The sequence below is a fragment of the Rhodococcus sp. T9N genome (assembly GCF_024436645.1).
In the GTDB taxonomy this organism is placed as follows: Bacteria; Actinomycetota; Actinomycetes; order Mycobacteriales; family Mycobacteriaceae; genus Rhodococcus_F; species Rhodococcus_F qingshengii.
The window spans coordinates 1-13,919 of the sequence record NZ_JAMSKS010000028.1; the positions used below are offsets into that span (position 1 = coordinate 1).

The 13,919-nt window shown below is 61.2% G+C and carries 25 protein-coding genes and 1 pseudogene; 22 read left to right on the plus strand and 4 right to left on the minus strand.

What is annotated here, in order from left to right; genetic code table 11:
- The 9 genes and pseudogenes from M1L53_RS29655 to M1L53_RS29695 form a co-directional block, all read left to right on the plus strand.
- A pseudogene (locus M1L53_RS29655) lies at positions 1-252 on the plus strand (hypothetical protein); the annotation flags it as partial.
- 227 nt (positions 253-479) lie between these two features.
- A complete protein-coding gene (locus M1L53_RS29660; RefSeq protein ID WP_261949406.1) occupies positions 480-1,253 on the plus strand; it encodes a ParA family protein in 774 nt (257 codons plus the stop codon).
- Between the two features lie 125 nt (positions 1,254-1,378).
- Positions 1,379-1,666: a hypothetical protein gene (locus M1L53_RS29665; RefSeq protein ID WP_063316328.1), complete on the plus strand. Its 288-nt coding sequence runs from the start codon at positions 1,379-1,381 to the stop codon at positions 1,664-1,666.
- A gap of 98 nt (positions 1,667-1,764) precedes the next feature.
- Positions 1,765-2,862, plus strand: a complete 1,098-nt coding sequence (locus M1L53_RS29670; RefSeq protein ID WP_261949407.1) for a DUF2637 domain-containing protein — start codon at positions 1,765-1,767, stop codon at positions 2,860-2,862.
- A gap of 80 nt (positions 2,863-2,942) precedes the next feature.
- Positions 2,943-3,605, plus strand: a complete 663-nt coding sequence (locus M1L53_RS29675) for a TetR/AcrR family transcriptional regulator (RefSeq protein ID WP_261949423.1) — start codon at positions 2,943-2,945, stop codon at positions 3,603-3,605.
- Positions 3,602-3,727: a hypothetical protein gene (locus tag M1L53_RS29680; RefSeq protein WP_261949408.1), complete on the plus strand. Its 126-nt coding sequence runs from the start codon at positions 3,602-3,604 to the stop codon at positions 3,725-3,727. Before M1L53_RS29675 ends, M1L53_RS29680 begins: the two co-directional genes overlap by 4 nt.
- A gap of 174 nt (positions 3,728-3,901) precedes the next feature.
- The gene (locus M1L53_RS29685) at positions 3,902-4,555 is read left to right on the plus strand and encodes a TetR/AcrR family transcriptional regulator (RefSeq protein WP_261949409.1); all 654 of its coding nucleotides are present in this window, start codon (positions 3,902-3,904) and stop codon (positions 4,553-4,555) included.
- 97 nt (positions 4,556-4,652) lie between these two features.
- Positions 4,653-4,994, plus strand: coding sequence for a hypothetical protein (locus M1L53_RS29690; protein ID WP_261949410.1), 342 nt, complete (start codon positions 4,653-4,655; stop codon positions 4,992-4,994).
- Positions 4,995-5,475: 481 nt separating this feature from the next.
- Positions 5,476-5,661: a hypothetical protein gene (locus M1L53_RS29695; RefSeq protein ID WP_166813019.1), complete on the plus strand. Its 186-nt coding sequence runs from the start codon at positions 5,476-5,478 to the stop codon at positions 5,659-5,661.
- Positions 5,662-5,712: 51 nt separating this feature from the next.
- Here the strand turns inward: M1L53_RS29695 and M1L53_RS29700 are convergent, their stop codons facing one another.
- Entirely contained in the window at positions 5,713-5,877 is a 165-nt protein-coding gene (locus M1L53_RS29700) for a hypothetical protein (RefSeq protein ID WP_261949411.1), read from the minus strand.
- The gene (locus M1L53_RS29705) at positions 5,870-6,235 is read right to left on the minus strand and encodes a hypothetical protein (protein WP_083059724.1); all 366 of its coding nucleotides are present in this window, start codon (positions 6,233-6,235) and stop codon (positions 5,870-5,872) included. The genes M1L53_RS29700 and M1L53_RS29705 overlap by 8 nt, the downstream gene beginning before the upstream one ends.
- A 192-nt stretch (positions 6,236-6,427) precedes the next feature.
- Between M1L53_RS29705 and M1L53_RS29710 the strand changes: the two genes are divergently transcribed.
- Together M1L53_RS29710 and M1L53_RS29715 are read left to right on the plus strand one after the other, a co-directional pair.
- Complete coding sequence (locus tag M1L53_RS29710; protein ID WP_261949412.1) at positions 6,428-7,237, plus strand: hypothetical protein; 810 nt, start codon at positions 6,428-6,430, stop codon at positions 7,235-7,237.
- Positions 7,234-7,569, plus strand: a complete 336-nt coding sequence (locus M1L53_RS29715; RefSeq protein ID WP_261949413.1) for a hypothetical protein — start codon at positions 7,234-7,236, stop codon at positions 7,567-7,569. Before M1L53_RS29710 ends, M1L53_RS29715 begins: the two co-directional genes overlap by 4 nt.
- A 6-nt stretch (positions 7,570-7,575) precedes the next feature.
- Here the strand turns inward: M1L53_RS29715 and M1L53_RS29720 are convergent, their stop codons facing one another.
- On the minus strand, positions 7,576-7,917 hold the full coding sequence (locus M1L53_RS29720; RefSeq protein WP_261949414.1) for a helix-turn-helix transcriptional regulator: 342 nt from the start codon (positions 7,915-7,917) through the stop codon (positions 7,576-7,578).
- Between the two features lie 142 nt (positions 7,918-8,059).
- Entirely contained in the window at positions 8,060-8,431 is a 372-nt protein-coding gene (locus M1L53_RS29725) for a hypothetical protein (RefSeq protein WP_261949415.1), read from the minus strand.
- 602 nt (positions 8,432-9,033) lie between these two features.
- Here M1L53_RS29725 and M1L53_RS29730 point away from each other — a divergent pair.
- From M1L53_RS29730 to M1L53_RS29780, 11 genes are all read left to right on the plus strand, one after another.
- Entirely contained in the window at positions 9,034-9,174 is a 141-nt protein-coding gene (locus tag M1L53_RS29730; protein ID WP_261949416.1) for a hypothetical protein, read from the plus strand.
- 37 nt (positions 9,175-9,211) lie between these two features.
- Positions 9,212-9,355 carry a hypothetical protein gene (locus tag M1L53_RS29735; protein ID WP_261949417.1) on the plus strand — a complete coding sequence of 48 codons (144 nt, stop codon included), beginning with the start codon at positions 9,212-9,214 and terminating at the stop codon, positions 9,353-9,355.
- 32 nt (positions 9,356-9,387) lie between these two features.
- Positions 9,388-9,597, plus strand: coding sequence for a hypothetical protein (locus M1L53_RS29740; RefSeq protein WP_007734790.1), 210 nt, complete (start codon positions 9,388-9,390; stop codon positions 9,595-9,597).
- A gap of 73 nt (positions 9,598-9,670) precedes the next feature.
- Positions 9,671-9,925, plus strand: a complete 255-nt coding sequence (locus tag M1L53_RS29745) for a hypothetical protein (RefSeq protein WP_261949418.1) — start codon at positions 9,671-9,673, stop codon at positions 9,923-9,925.
- Between the two features lie 86 nt (positions 9,926-10,011).
- Positions 10,012-11,610, plus strand: a complete 1,599-nt coding sequence (locus M1L53_RS29750; RefSeq protein ID WP_261949419.1) for a ParB N-terminal domain-containing protein — start codon at positions 10,012-10,014, stop codon at positions 11,608-11,610.
- Between the two features lie 569 nt (positions 11,611-12,179).
- Positions 12,180-12,410 (plus strand): glutaredoxin-like protein NrdH, encoded by a 231-nt coding sequence (nrdH, locus tag M1L53_RS29755; RefSeq protein WP_042925377.1) that lies wholly within the window; start codon positions 12,180-12,182, stop codon positions 12,408-12,410.
- A 32-nt stretch (positions 12,411-12,442) separates the two neighbouring features.
- Complete coding sequence (locus tag M1L53_RS29760; protein ID WP_261949420.1) at positions 12,443-12,763, plus strand: hypothetical protein; 321 nt, start codon at positions 12,443-12,445, stop codon at positions 12,761-12,763.
- Between the two features lie 6 nt (positions 12,764-12,769).
- On the plus strand, positions 12,770-13,345 hold the full coding sequence (locus tag M1L53_RS29765) for a DnaB-like helicase N-terminal domain-containing protein (protein ID WP_063316315.1): 576 nt from the start codon (positions 12,770-12,772) through the stop codon (positions 13,343-13,345).
- On the plus strand, positions 13,342-13,536 hold the full coding sequence (locus tag M1L53_RS29770; RefSeq protein WP_063316314.1) for a hypothetical protein: 195 nt from the start codon (positions 13,342-13,344) through the stop codon (positions 13,534-13,536). Before M1L53_RS29765 ends, M1L53_RS29770 begins: the two co-directional genes overlap by 4 nt.
- A complete protein-coding gene (locus M1L53_RS29775; protein WP_063316313.1) occupies positions 13,533-13,751 on the plus strand; it encodes a hypothetical protein in 219 nt (72 codons plus the stop codon). The genes M1L53_RS29770 and M1L53_RS29775 overlap by 4 nt, the downstream gene beginning before the upstream one ends.
- Entirely contained in the window at positions 13,748-13,915 is a 168-nt protein-coding gene (locus M1L53_RS29780) for a hypothetical protein (protein ID WP_197487733.1), read from the plus strand. Before M1L53_RS29775 ends, M1L53_RS29780 begins: the two co-directional genes overlap by 4 nt.
- Positions 13,916-13,919 lie beyond the last annotated feature (4 nt).

Consider the following 13,919-nt stretch of genomic DNA (forward strand, 5'->3'; position numbering starts at 1 on the left):
TCGCTCGGCGATTGCCCCTTAGCGCCGGATTTCGTCAATCTGCTCCCCGACCCCCACGACTCCTACGGCGAAGTCGGAGAAGACACCACCACCTATGCCTACGACAACGCGACCGTGCACTCCTACGACCAAGCCGCAGTGCACGCAACAGACCGGGTTTCTCTCGTTCACCACAGCTCCACGCCGGCCGACGTCGAACGCGGAGTGACAGTCTTCGGCCCAGCACGGCGAAATATTCGCCTCCGGACATAAGACCGTTGCGACAGTGGGATGAGTCAGGCAACGCTCCACATTTTGCGCATTTTGCGTCTTTGCCTCGAATTGACAGTGGTGTGAGAGCGGAAGTGCAGCGGACCGCAAAACTTCCTCACCAGCGGTGATGCCGTGACTAAAAGCAATCGACGAGGTGGCGTTAATTAATGCATGCATGAACTCATTAACTACAGACAGAGTTAACGCATGAGTGCTAGCATTCATGCATGACGACAATCATGGTGTACAGCGAGGCTGGTGGAGTCACCAAGACGACGACCGCAGTTTCCCTTGCAATGGTGGCTGCCCTGTCGGGGTTCAAGACCACCCTCATCGACCTAGATCCCCGAGGTGCAGCCACCAAATGGATCGGCAGCTACCCGGAGGAATCGTGGCAGCACGTGGGCGCGATCTTGGCCGACGAAAACCCGGAAGGGTGGGCCGAAGATCTCGCCATTGACAGCGGGTGGGACGACAATCTGCGCATCATTCCGTCCTCGAGGTCGCTCTCGAACCGTGAGAGGGACTACGAGGATCACGCCGAACTGAGGCTCGCAACGGCGCTGGAAGGGCACACTGCGGAAATTCGCATCATCGACTGCCCTAACCGCCAAGGTGGAACGCTCACGCAAAATGCGCTCGCCGCCAGCGACAAGGTCATCTACGCCGCAACCGCGAATCAGGACGGGATCGACGGCGTCGAAGGTGCGCAAGAGTCCGTCGCAAAGTTCCGCAAAAGTCGCGAAGCGATCGGTGCCCCCTGCCGTCTCAGTGAGGCAGGCATCGTCGTCGGCGCCGTCAAGGAGACAGTGATGACGAAAGTTTCAGTGAAAGCGCTGGAGCGACTAAGGGAAACGGGCCTCGTTCTGACGCCAATCATTCCGAATCGCACCATTGTCGACCAGTCGCGCATGACCGGCGAGTGGTACGGAAAATTCGACAAGGGTGAGCCCGTTTTTGCCGCTTACCAGCAAATATTTTCCGCATTCATTAACGCATGAGTGCGCGAGTTGACTTAATTAATTCATGCACGCGTGCAATAATGAGTGAATGCACTAACTCATGCGTGAGTTACGGAATGCAGCAATGCATGAACTCATGAGTTACCGAACGAAGGAATGGACTAATGAGCAAAGAACCTGACCTCAGCGCCCCACGGAGAGGGCCGCGCCCGGCCGTCGACGAGGCTGTCGATTCGGCAGAGGTTCCAGCCGCACGCAGGCCGGTAGGGCGGCCGAAGAAGGAAAAAGCCGAACCCGTCATCCAGTTCTCAACCCGACTCGGCTTGAGCTTCCGGGAAACTATCGACGCCGTCGAAGACGAGACCGGACACAGCATCCGTTCGATCATCGAGCAGGCAATTCAGTCGACCTACCCCGAGCACTACAAAAAGCACGGCCGCAGTACCCGATAGCGAGCGCGCTGATTGATCTGAAAACGCAAAAGGAGCCCCGCCGGATGCACCCGGCGAGGCTCCAGACCGGGAAACCACTTGAAGGAAAGAACCCAGTCATGACCGACTTTAGCCTCAGAGCTGCCCGTATTCAGCTAGGCGCATTGCTCGCCGCACTCGCACTCGCGATCGTGATTGCCCTCGGTATCACCACCGGTGCATTCGTACTTTCCTTCGCCGTGCAACGCGACCTCGCACGGCAAGCACTGATCCCCGAACACCTGACCTGGATCTTCCCCGCAATCGTCGACAGCGCCATCCTCGGCGCCACCATCGCCATCGTCATCATCAGCAAGCTCAACATGAACAAACGCGACAGAGGCTTCTACATCGCACTCGCCGTCAGCGTCGTCGTGATCAGCATCCTCGGAAACGCCTACCACGCCTATCACGCAGCAATCGCCGCGCAGGAGTCAATCGATGGTGGGGGAGACCTCGGGTTCACTCCACTCGCGCCGGCCATTGCAGCGGCCATAGCGATCATTCCGCCGGCCCTGGTCTTGGCGTTCACGCACGGAATCACGATCTTGGTGAAGGCAGTCGGAATGGCGTACGCCGCTTACCGTGCGATCGTCGAAAATGCCACCGACAGTGAGGATGCAACGAGTATTGCGTCTGACCTCACCGTAGGCCGGGGACCGATCCGCGTCCCTCAGCCCCGCGAGAAGATCGCCCACAATATTGCGGAGCCGGCGGAAGCGCAACGAAACGAGGACGCCACAACGGCGGACACGCAGACCGACCAGGGCGAGCTTATTGCGGACTTTGCGGAGCCGTTTTTCGTGGACGAAATAACGAATGAAGGCCTCGACGACATCCTCGATCCCCAAGACACCGTTGCGGAGTTCCGTCGCCGCCAAGACACCGAAGAAGCCTATGCCGATACCGACCCCGGCATAGACGACCTCATGGCGTTCATTGCCAGCTCGGATCTGGCGAAGAACGTGAAAGACACAGCGGTCCGCAAGCTGACGAACCAGAACCTCACATGGGAAACCATCGCTTTGGAGTCGAAGCCCCCCGTCGCAATATCGACTGCATGGCGCCGGTATGTGAAGTTCGATAACGCAGCACGAGAAGCGGGATTCACGAGCCCGCCACTGCCCGACCTCCGGTCCGCTGAGAGCCCCGCCGACCGCGAACTCACCACCGTCTGACCAACTCCCACCAACAAAGGTGGCCCCGACAGTGCTACGAACACCGTCAGGGCCGATGACCACAGAAAGCACCTGTGACCATGAACAATCATACCGACCGATCCGAAGGCGTCGATCACGGCAAAACCGGCCGACCACCTGTGCAGCCACGAGCGAAAATCACCCGAGAAGCGATCCTCGAGGTGTCCGCCACCCTGTTCAGTCAAACCGGGTACGCGGGCACCAGCATCAACGACATCCTGGCGATCTCCGAGACCACCAAAGGGGCGATGTATTTCCACTTCTCGAAGAAGGAATCCATCGCCCAAGAAATGCTGCATCGCTGGGAGAACGTCGTCTCGGAGACAGTGGGGAAGGCCGCAGCGACAGGTCAACCCGCCGACCGGCAAGTGATCATGATCTACCGCGAACTCGCCCGCCGTACCCAAACAGAAGCGATCACCCGAGCTGGACTCATCCTGTCCGTCGACAAATCGCTCAGTGATGCGTGTGCCACCTACGAATCGTGGACCGACGCGATCACACCGATCGTCGTCGACGCGATCCGTTCCGGCGCCCTCGACTGCGCGGAAAGCATGTCCAGGCTCGCAGACACTCTCTGCGCCGGATTCGTCGGCGCAGTGCAGGTTGCCGCTAGCCTCGACGAGAACCACACCATCACCAAACGAGTCGACGATCTGCTGCTGATGTGGCGCGGAACCGACCCGGCCGCCGTCCGCATGATCGAAGGAGCGACGCTGTGAACACTTCCGCACCGGATCACACGCCCCGGCCCGACTCGTACACCGAAAAGATCCACCGAAAGTTGTTCTCCGACTTTCAAGAACCACCGACAGCCCTGACCGAGTCACAGGCTCGACGCTGAACCCTTGCGATCTTGCACAGTCATGCCAGCCACGCTGAAAACCGATGACCGCCATGATCGTTCGACAGTGCATATGGAGAGGCCTCGCGCCTCAGCCGAACCAACAGTACAAACAGAGGTCCTGGCAGTGCTCGCAACACCACCAGGACCAAGCCACAGACAGGACCTGTAGCCATGCGCAATCCTATTCGCCCCCACATCGGCCGAAACCACGGCAGCAAGAACGCCGCAATGCAAGATCGCGCGATCCGAACGCGAGAAGCGATCATCGCCGTCGCTGCCCAACAGTTCGACATCGACGGGTACGGCAACGCCACCATCAACACAATCCTCGACGCTGGCCACTTCGCGAGAGGTGCGGTCTACTACCACTTCCCATCCAAGGAGGCGATTGCGCAACAGCTCATCGCAGACTGGAATCTCGCGGTCGACGAGTCCATCCGCGACGCATCGGAACGCACCGCTGGAGGGACCACGTTCGATCGGTTGACTGCGATCTTCACTTCCCTGGCACACAAGATCGCTGATGACACCAATCTGCGCGCCGGGATGAAACTGATCCTCGAACCAGCCGTCGACAACGATGCAGCCTTCGCACGCTGGGTCGATTCCGTTAGCGACATCGTCGACACCGCCATCACCACAGGCGAAATCCCCGACACCCCCACCGCGCACCGACTCGCATGGAACCTCTGCGCCGGCACCATCGGAGCCACCCACGCCTCAGCGATCCTTCGAGAAGACGTCGACTTCGAAACCCGCATCGAGGATGCAGTTGCGGGACAACTGCGCAACACCGAACCGACCGTGCAGGGACCTGACCACTGACATCGCTGATCAGGTCCCTGTCACAGTCGACTGCAATACTCGAAAACAATCGGAGTGAGCTGCACAACCACAGCACCACCAGGGGGAAGAAGACACCATGAGCCGAAAGAATGAAATCCAGATCCGAGTGATCGCACTACTCGCAGCTGTCGGCCTCGCATTCGTCGCCGGAATCATGATCGGCACCGTATTCCGGCCTCAAACCGGTAGCGGGGGAATGGAAATCTCGATACCCGACTCCCTCGTCATCCCCGACTCCATCGCAACATGGCAGATAGGCCTCGCATTCGCCGCCATCCCCCTCGTCGTGGCCGGCCTCGCCGCCGCGCTACGCCCCTGGGCAAGGCACAAGTCCGAGACAAACATCCAGCGCTACAAACTGGCACGACTCGAAGGCGAGCAGCGCCAGGCGAACGCGACCTCGCACGGCAAGCACTGATCCCCGAACACCCTCACCAAATGTCAGACCCCCGAACTACCATCAACACCGCGACGAGCATCAGGTCGCCACACTGACCAGACCGAAGCGAAAGCCGAAGTCCTGACCTGCAAAAACCCTTGCAGATCGGTCACACGTGGCGACCTGATCCTCATTCACCACCACAAACCAGAGCTACCGCGACACCACCCGTGGTCCAGCTCCGACGCTCTCGCACAATCACCCCGCCAGCGCACCCAGCGGGAGGTGCCCACCACCGCACACACCCACCGCCGGCCACACACCAAGAACCGAACGACACCTCCGGCGCCGTTGCCGCTACGCAGCCCCGAGTGGTCAAGAAAGTCGTCGTACAAGTCGCCCCAGAACACCATGCCGGGGACCCGACCCGTCAACCCACGCTTCGCTCTACGGGGTTGACAGCCCACCCTCGACATGGTGACAGGGGAGCGACTCTACCGACTCTCAGAAAGGCATCAACATGACCGAAACAGCCGCTCCCACACGCTTTGTCGCGATACCCCGCACCGAAGAACACGGCGGACACGAGAACAAGTGCTTCACCCACTACGTCCAAGACAACAGCGGCCGCTACTGCCTACGCGGACCGATGGTCCAGTCGGACGCGGAATGGCTCGCAAACAAGATGAACACACAGTTGGGCTAACCAACCAACAAGGCCCGCACCGGATTCGGTGCGGGCCTCACTGCTGCACTCCTACGTGGAGGCTGGACGATCCGGCATCTTCATCAAGATCAGCTCCGCACCGTCCTTATACCGATACGCCCACTGACCATCCTTCGTAAGCACCGTGCCGGCCTGGCCCTCGTCCGGGGCCGGACTCCACCTCTGAGTCTCTTCCGGCTTTGCAATCTCACTCATCGAAATCCCACGTTCCAGGCCGCGCGATCTTCGGCGGCACGTCGATGCTCATACGAATTCCAGCCTTGAGGCCGCCATCAGGACGGTCGATCGTTCCGGTCATGCTCGGCGGCAGTCCACAGGCAATCGCGAACTCCGCCAGATCCAGATTCGGATCCGAATACTTCAGTACCTGAGCGGTGACGAGTACGACGTTCCATCGCAGTCGGTCGATCTCATCGGCGTCCAAAACGGTAGGACCAGCCTTGGTGTCTGTCGCACGGTCATGTCCTGCTCTGTCACGGCGGTACGGCGCGTCGGACCAGTCATGGTTCTTGATCTCGTCCGCGAATTCTTGCGCGAGTCTGCTCAACGTCATCTTTGCTCCTGCCGATAAGGAACCACCCGAGGGCGGCGTCTAAACACCTCGCCGACCGAGATGCCACTTCAAGACGCTACGCCGTGGTGCCGACACTGCCGCCGAGCACAACCTGTGTCGGCCATATGACATCGAACGCACGTTCGACTACCTTGAGTGGAGGGGTAACAGGCGGTAGGAGGGCAGATCGTCATGACAGAACTGTCCGACCAGGTCACACTCGGTGCAGAAGTCCTCAGCAAAGCGGAGAAGCTCGAACAACTCCGACGCAAAATGGCGTCGATACCCGCACGCTCCGACGGCACTGAACCAGCCACACCCTCTGTCATGCTCCACCCAGTCGACGAGCGCGAGCCGACTCCGATTGTCGCCACCGCGCAATCAACCCTCAGGATGCTGCCCGTCCCCAAGCCGATCGGCGACCTACTCCCGCGCGGGGGACTGGCACGCGGAACTGTCGTCAGCGTCGACGGCGCAGCCTCAGTCCTCATCGGCCTACTCGCCACCATCACCGCCGCCGGCGGACACGTCGCCATAATCGGAATGCCCGGCCTCGGACTCCTCGCCTTCCACGAGCAAGGTGGAAATCTAGCGAAGCTCGCCCTCATCCCTCAGCCAAAGGACGCCGCAATCGACTGCGCCGCAATTTTGCTGGAGGGCTTCGACGTAGTTGTCCTGGGCCTCGCCGGAGGTGCTGTGACGCCCTCTCGTGGGCGAGCGGTCGCTGCACGTGCGAGAAGTAAGGGATCACTGCTCATAGTCACTGAGGGGCAATGGGACGGTCCGGATCTGCGGATCTCGTCCCGAGTTTCCGGATACTCAGGACTATCCGCGGGGAGAGGGCGAGTGACAGGGGTCCAGCTCGACGTCGCGGCCGCCGGCAAAGGATTCCAGCAACGCACCGGACGCATGGAGATCCGCGACGACACCGGACAACTCCGCTGGGCCTCCGTCGACGACGCCCTCGCCGCCGGGGTACCGCCATTGAGGGCGGCGCAGTGATCAACACCGACCACTGGTCCGAACGATGGCCCGATCACCCCGTGATCAGGACATTCGACCCGCCGCGGGCAGTGAAAGTCGACATCGGTCGGGCGCTCCCGCTCGGACGCGGGGGAGCATCACGCGCCGATCACGTAAGCATGCGGGTGAAAACGTCCGCGCTCTACATGTCCGGGTATCTCGATGCAACCCAACAATTTTGGGTCAAAATGCATGACGGACAATGGCTGGCCGGGGTAACCGTGCGCGTCACCGACGCCGGCGGAACCAACCTCGTCGAAATCGACATGCTCGTGACCGCCGACGCCATCACCGAAGTGCCGGCCACCTGAACGTCCTTACTCGATCGAAGGTGGCAGCCGAGGTCCGTGCGCTCGGAACCGGCTACCGCGCCGTTCACGCTCGCGAGCGTCCGCCAACGCTGCCTTGATGGTGGTACGCGCCGCTGGAGCGATCGAGTACGTCACGCGTGGCTTCCCTGAAACGCTATCCACTCCTGGGTCGTGGCGGACCAACCAATTCGCACCCGTCAACCGGGCGAGAATGCGATAAGTCTTTCCACTCGAATACCCCAGGGCGTCCATGACTCGATATCCGTAGATCTCCTTCTCCGGATGCCGGAGAAGAAGTGTAAGCACCGCTTGAACCGCAGGTGTCATCCGTATGTTGTCGGCGGCCACACCACAACGCTACCAAAAAGATGCGTACATACTTTTTCACATATAGGAACCAGTCTTGCTCGTTGAAGAATGGACAGATGACACACAAAAGCGCCGGTGAGCAAGGTGCTCACCGGCGCTACTCGTACAAACTCGACCTATGTCACCATTCCTGAACGATGTCGACGGTGCTGCCCCAGATCGCCGGGTTGTTCACGCTGAACGAGACCTGACCTCGGTGGTTTGCGGTCTCGTCCACCAGTTGACCGATGGTGGCGCGGACGATGGTCCCGTCGTTGTAGACCGATCCTTCGCCGGAATACACACCCCAGTATTCGCCGGGGATAGCGTTGAGGAAATCGGCGGTGTTGGTATCAGCGATAAAACGCGTCTCGTTCTGATCGAACCGAACACCGACATATCCGTCTCCGGAATACGGCGTAGCGGCAGAAGCGGCACCCGCCCCGAGCAGGGCGACAGCACCGGCAGCGACCGGGACCAACAGCGCAGCTACGGCCATACGTGAACGGGACATTGAAACCTCCTACGACGCGAAGGCTGCATCGACCGCAACCAACTTGATGTAACTGACGGTATCGCAAATGCCGGTAACCGAACATTTGCGACAACATGACCTCGGTCACGTGGTCGAGGGACTGGGGGTCCGGCATTCGCGCGCTCGTACTTTATGACTAGGCGAAACAGTAGATAAGGGCCGGGAATGTGCACACGGAAACGGGCCGCCTGCCGTTTTCGTTCCCTGTGAGTGAATGCCTGGCACTCAACCCGGTCGGTCGGACCACCTAGTGCATCCGCCTGCCCGGCGGCCCGGCCACCTGCGGTGTCCCCCGAAGGGAACTCCGCTTCGCTCCGTTCTGGAAAAGCGTTTTATTTGTTTTCCCTTCTGGCCTTCCGATTTTGACCGGCGGTGACCTGCGCGCAACCGCTGACTCCGCTTCGCTCCGGCCTCCGGCTCGAAAGACTTTTTCAACCCGCACTCGCAAGCTCGCAGAAAAACTCTTTCGCTCACCAGTTGCACTCCGGCCCCCTAATGCCGGTCCAACTCTCCTATGCCAGAAGGGCAAAAAAATTGGCGGGGTACGGGGTTGGTCCCCAGTCACGAACGAAAGGTCACCGATGAGCGACGACTACGACTACACCGAGGGCGACGACTACAGCGCGGCAACCATCCACTACGCCGGACTCAGTTGCGGGTGCGGTGACTACTCCTGCCCTCGCATGCACAACGACGCCGCGCAGTGCGTCAACGCCGAGTAACGACAACCACCCACCAACCTCGAGCAAAGGAAAAACGATGAGCAACAACACGAACTGTGATTGCGGCCAAACCTCCTGCCCCGCAATGACAGACGACACGCAGATGTGCATCTACCCGGACCCCGGCGACTACGCCTGCACCGCGCAACGATCCGGCGACGAGGACTGCATCTGCGGTTGAGCGACCCACCACCCACCACAAAGGAGCCCCACATGAGCACCGAAACCGACACCCTCGCACCCGCGCTCGTCGCCGTTGTCGAGGCGACCGCAGCGCTCGATGCAGCGATGTTCGACCGCAGCCGCGAAGGGTTCATCGACGTCACCGCCCTGGTCGACGCCTTCGCAGCCGCCCGCGCCGCAGCCCGCGACGCCGGACACACCGAGGAGGACATCGACGCCGCCGCCACCCCCACCAACTAACCACCCGCCCATCCGTCACCAGCAAGGACGCGCAGCATGACCGACCACAACCGCCCGACCGAAGGAGAAAACGATGTACGGCTACGACCTGCACAACATCTGCGAGAAAGCAGATGCCTGGGCGAAGTTGTTCGAGACAGCCGAGTATCTCGCCAGCGTCGTCGAGCACAACTGCTGTTCGGAAATCGACGTGTTCGTGGAGCTGCTCATCTCGCTCGACTACCACGGCCACGCCTCCGCCCTGATGGACGCACACATCGAGGCCGATAGCTGCCGAGACCGTCACCCCACGGCCGATCAAGTGATCTTGGAACCGGCCACCGCTTGAGACCGAAAACCCTACGGAAACAACACAACACCGGGCGGCTGGTATCCGCCCGGTGTCGTGTCCGAAAGTCTACGAGAGGCAACACCGTGACCGCAACACACACTGCCCCCGCCACAGCACTCGAGGTTGCGCAGCTGCACCCCGACGCCCTCGACATCGGCGAGAACGTCCGAGACAGCGTCGATCTGACGCAGACACCCGACTTCGTCGAATCCATCCGCGAAAACGGAGTACTCGAAGCGATCAGCGCAGTCCGGACCGCAGACGGAACGATCGTCGTCCGCGACGGTCAGCGCCGCACCCTCGCAGCCCGCGAAACCGGCCTGACCAGCATCCCCGTCGTGATCTACCCCGACACCGAAGGAAGCGACAAGGCCCGCGCCGTCGACCGGATCGGCAAGCAGATCACCGCCAACCGGCACCGCGAAGGGTTGACGGCAGCTCAGCACACCCGAGGGGTTGCGCAGATGCTCGAATTCGGTGCGTCCATCACGAAGGTGTCCAAGACCCTCGCGATGAACAAAAAGGACGTCAAAGCCCAGGCAGCGGTAGGGAAAGCCGAGGCAGCCCGCACCGCCCTCGATGCCGGACAGCTCGACCTCGAGCAAGCCGCAGTAGTGGCCGAGTTCGAGGAAGCCGGAGATACCGAAGCCGTCGAGATGCTTCTGAACACCGGGCCGTACAACTTCACCTACACAGCCCAACGCATCCGGGACCGCCGCGAAGAGGAAGTGGCATACGCGCAGACCGCAGCCCCTTACGCCGAGCAGGGATTCACCATCCTCACGGCCGCACCGGATCACAGGACGGCGCTGACCCCGGCAGATCTGCTGACCACAGACGGCGGCGAGGTCACGCAGGAGTTGATCGACGCCACGCCGAAGTTCTGGTCCGTGGTTCTGGTCTATGCGGACGTGCTGTGCGACACCGCGACCGGAAACCCGGTGGATGAGGACGATATCGATTGGGACACCGCCGAGGACGACGACGCCGTACCCGCCGAAGGACTCCGGCACGCCAACACTGCGGAATGGCGCGAAGAGTGGACAGCGGAGTACTTCTGCCACGACCACGAGGGAGCAGGGTTGGCACTGACGCCGGTCATGGAAGCAGTCCGCAGCACCGCCGCCGCAGCCACCGACGAGGAAGAGGCAGCCGAGGGTGCACTCACCGACGAGGAACGCGCCGCCGAGGCAGCCCGCCGCCAGCGCGAGCGGGAAGCGAAGGACAAGCAGGAACGGCGGCGAGTCCGGGAGCTGAACAAGCAGGCCGAGTCCGCGACCACCGTTCGGCGCGAATTTCTGCGCACGAGCTTGCTCGCCCGCAAGACCCCGCCAGGGGCGGCAGCGGCCTACGTCGCGGCGACCATCGCTCAGGATCCCCACCTGTTGACCGAACACAAGGCCGGGGAAGTCCTCGCTGAGCTGATGGGCTTGCCGAGTGTCTACCCAGGCAAGGAAATTGCAGCGACGGCAGCGAAAGCGACCGAGGCCCGTGCTCAGGTCCTCACCCTCGCGCTGGTGCTCGCCGCGCAAGAGTCCCGCATGGTCAAAGACGCATGGCGATCCAAGCCCCGCAACGCCGACCGGTACCTCAGTTTCCTGATGGGGCAGGGCTACACCCTCGCCGCCGTCGAGGAAATCATCACCGGACAGCTCACATTCGACGAGGTCGCGATCGACTGACCCGATGTTGCGGCGATCCCCGACCCGAAAGGGTTGGGGATCGTCCGCCCTTCCGCCCCGCACCTTCCGCCCCCGGCCGGCGGTCAGAGCCACCGGCGGACCGGAAGGGCGGAATGCGGACAAGCCACAGAAACACGAGAAAGCACCCGGCCGGCGGCCAAAACTAACGATAAAGGCGCAAGGAAAAGGAGCCGACCCGCCCCGGTGTGAACATTCTTCTATCCCGACACTCGCGCATCAAGGCCGCACCGGAAATAATATCCACACGCGCCACTCGCGCGCTCGAACAACGGCGCTACGATATTTTTTCCTCCGCTCACCTTGACTCACTCCCGCCGAGACCAGAATATCGGCAGATACCAGGGGAGGGGGAGAAAGTGCAGGTAGACCGCGCAAAACTAGCTGCATATGTCATGGTCGAGTGTTAGTGAATGAATCTCGGAATGATTGAAAATGTTATTAGCGAAAGCGTAAAACTAATCGAAGAAATACCCATTAAAGTATTGGCTTATATCGCATTGTTCGATAGAATGAAATCAATAAAGAATCACCGACAAGGGGGAATGACAATGGCGATCACCGTATACACCAAGCCCGCATGTGTGCAATGCAATGCCACGTACCGCGCACTCGACAAAGCGGGAATCGAATACGACGTCATCGACATCACCGAAAACGCGCAGGCCCGCGATTACGTCATGAGTCTCGGATACCTGCAAGCCCCCGTCGTCGTCGCAGGAGAAAACCACTGGAGCGGATTCCGTCCCGACGAAATCTCCAAGCTCACCCCGGCCGCCTGACCACACACTTTCACCAGCGAAACGAGGACACCATGACCGCAGCAGCATTCACCTTCACCCCCGACGCAGACTTCGTCGACCGCGCACTCGACGCCGAGCTCCGCCGCGACAGCGAATCCGTCGACCGGAAGCTCCGCACCATGCTCGCCGCCCTCGACGACTCCCTCGCCGGAATCAGCGACGCACGCGAAGAACTGCACACCCTCTACACCGCACCAGACACGGACACCGCCGAAGTTGTTGCCGGCCACGGCCAGGACATCGCAACCCACCTCGAGGACGCAGCCCGCAACCTCCGCGCAGCCGCCGAGATCCTGCGCAGCCACCGGCAACTCACCTCACCGCGCCCCTGACCTCCCATGCCCACCGGCGACAGCAAGGAACCCGACGTGACACTCTCACTGGCCACCGTCCCCGACTTCGACGACCTCACCGACAACGAAGACGACATCGACGAGTACAGCATCGCCCTCGACGTCGAAGCACAACTCCTGTGCTCACTGCTCTGGGCACCGGCCCAGAGCGCGAAACGAACCGTCGCGACCCTGACCAGCGCAGACTTCTACCGACCCGTCCACGCCGAACTCTTTGCCGTCATCGCGGACCTTGTGAGCGCAGGCAAACCCCACAACAGTGCCCACGTCTTCACCACCTTGCAGCAAGAAGGCCGCACCAGCGGACACCTCGGCAAACAACTCACCAAAGCACTCACCGACATCACCACCATCGGCGTCCCGTCCGCCGAACTCGAGGACAACATTGCAGCAGTCCTCACCCAGGCCTACCGGCGCGGATTCTTCGACGCAGCACGATCCCTCGCCCAAGCCGCCGAAGAGCTCCCCGAAGACCAACTGTTCGAGCACCTGCTCAGCATCGGCCGCGAACGCCGCGCAGCTTCCCAACGCCTCGCAGCCATCCGCGAAGGACGAGCATGACCAACAAGCCAGGTGTGGTGAAACACAGCATCTTCGGAGTCCTCGCGCTCGCCGTCGCAGCCCTGGACTTCACGATCGGCACCAAACATGTGATCACCGCCGGAATCATCGCCCTCACCGCCTCCGTCTACAGCTTCGCCAAAGCCGCCAGCCTCCGAAAAGCTCCAAAAGACAGAGAGAATCGACCTTGACGACCGAAAAGGGCACCAGCAAACCCGGCTGGAAAGCGCACACCGTCGTCGCGCTGATCAGCCTCGCCGTAGGCATCATCTTCCTCACCGGCGGAACAACCATTTCCCTCATCGCCGGAACAAGCCTCCTCGGACTCGCGATCTACCACCTCGTCGTAGCCCTACGCCTCCGCCGAGAACTCAACACACCCACCGAAGAGAAAGAGCGGCCATGAGCGACGACGAACACGACGCCTGGAAACTGCACCACCACGGAGCCAGCTGGGACGAGATCGGCACCGAAATGGGATGCAGCCCCACCACTGCGCAAACCCTCGCAGCCGCCTACGAGAGGCGCACCGACGCAGCAGCCCACACCGCGCAAAACACCCTGTTCTGACCCT

Coding starts and splice junctions, on each gene's coding strand:
- M1L53_RS29740 (WP_007734790.1), top strand. CDS start 9,388: ATGAGCACCGAAACCGACACCCTCGCACCCGCGCTCGTCGCCGTTGTC.
- M1L53_RS29745 (WP_261949418.1), top strand. CDS start 9,671: ATGTACGGCTACGACCTGCACAACATCTGCGAGAAAGCAGATGCCTGG.
- M1L53_RS29710 (WP_261949412.1), top strand. CDS start 6,428: ATGACAGAACTGTCCGACCAGGTCACACTCGGTGCAGAAGTCCTCAGC.
- M1L53_RS29765 (WP_063316315.1), top strand. CDS start 12,770: ATGCCCACCGGCGACAGCAAGGAACCCGACGTGACACTCTCACTGGCC.
- M1L53_RS29730 (WP_261949416.1), top strand. CDS start 9,034: ATGAGCGACGACTACGACTACACCGAGGGCGACGACTACAGCGCGGCA.
- M1L53_RS29665 (WP_063316328.1), top strand. CDS start 1,379: ATGAGCAAAGAACCTGACCTCAGCGCCCCACGGAGAGGGCCGCGCCCG.
- M1L53_RS29780 (WP_197487733.1), top strand. CDS start 13,748: ATGAGCGACGACGAACACGACGCCTGGAAACTGCACCACCACGGAGCC.
- M1L53_RS29690 (WP_261949410.1), top strand. CDS start 4,653: ATGAGCCGAAAGAATGAAATCCAGATCCGAGTGATCGCACTACTCGCA.
- M1L53_RS29760 (WP_261949420.1), top strand. CDS start 12,443: ATGACCGCAGCAGCATTCACCTTCACCCCCGACGCAGACTTCGTCGAC.
- M1L53_RS29660 (WP_261949406.1), top strand. CDS start 480: ATGACGACAATCATGGTGTACAGCGAGGCTGGTGGAGTCACCAAGACG.
- M1L53_RS29725 (WP_261949415.1), bottom strand. CDS start 8,431: ATGTCCCGTTCACGTATGGCCGTAGCTGCGCTGTTGGTCCCGGTCGCT.
- M1L53_RS29735 (WP_261949417.1), top strand. CDS start 9,212: ATGAGCAACAACACGAACTGTGATTGCGGCCAAACCTCCTGCCCCGCA.
- M1L53_RS29685 (WP_261949409.1), top strand. CDS start 3,902: ATGCGCAATCCTATTCGCCCCCACATCGGCCGAAACCACGGCAGCAAG.
- M1L53_RS29675 (WP_261949423.1), top strand. CDS start 2,943: ATGAACAATCATACCGACCGATCCGAAGGCGTCGATCACGGCAAAACC.
- M1L53_RS29700 (WP_261949411.1), bottom strand. CDS start 5,877: ATGAGTGAGATTGCAAAGCCGGAAGAGACTCAGAGGTGGAGTCCGGCC.
- M1L53_RS29670 (WP_261949407.1), top strand. CDS start 1,765: ATGACCGACTTTAGCCTCAGAGCTGCCCGTATTCAGCTAGGCGCATTG.
- M1L53_RS29770 (WP_063316314.1), top strand. CDS start 13,342: ATGACCAACAAGCCAGGTGTGGTGAAACACAGCATCTTCGGAGTCCTC.
- nrdH (WP_042925377.1), top strand. CDS start 12,180: ATGGCGATCACCGTATACACCAAGCCCGCATGTGTGCAATGCAATGCC.
- M1L53_RS29705 (WP_083059724.1), bottom strand. CDS start 6,235: ATGACGTTGAGCAGACTCGCGCAAGAATTCGCGGACGAGATCAAGAAC.
- M1L53_RS29695 (WP_166813019.1), top strand. CDS start 5,476: ATGACCGAAACAGCCGCTCCCACACGCTTTGTCGCGATACCCCGCACC.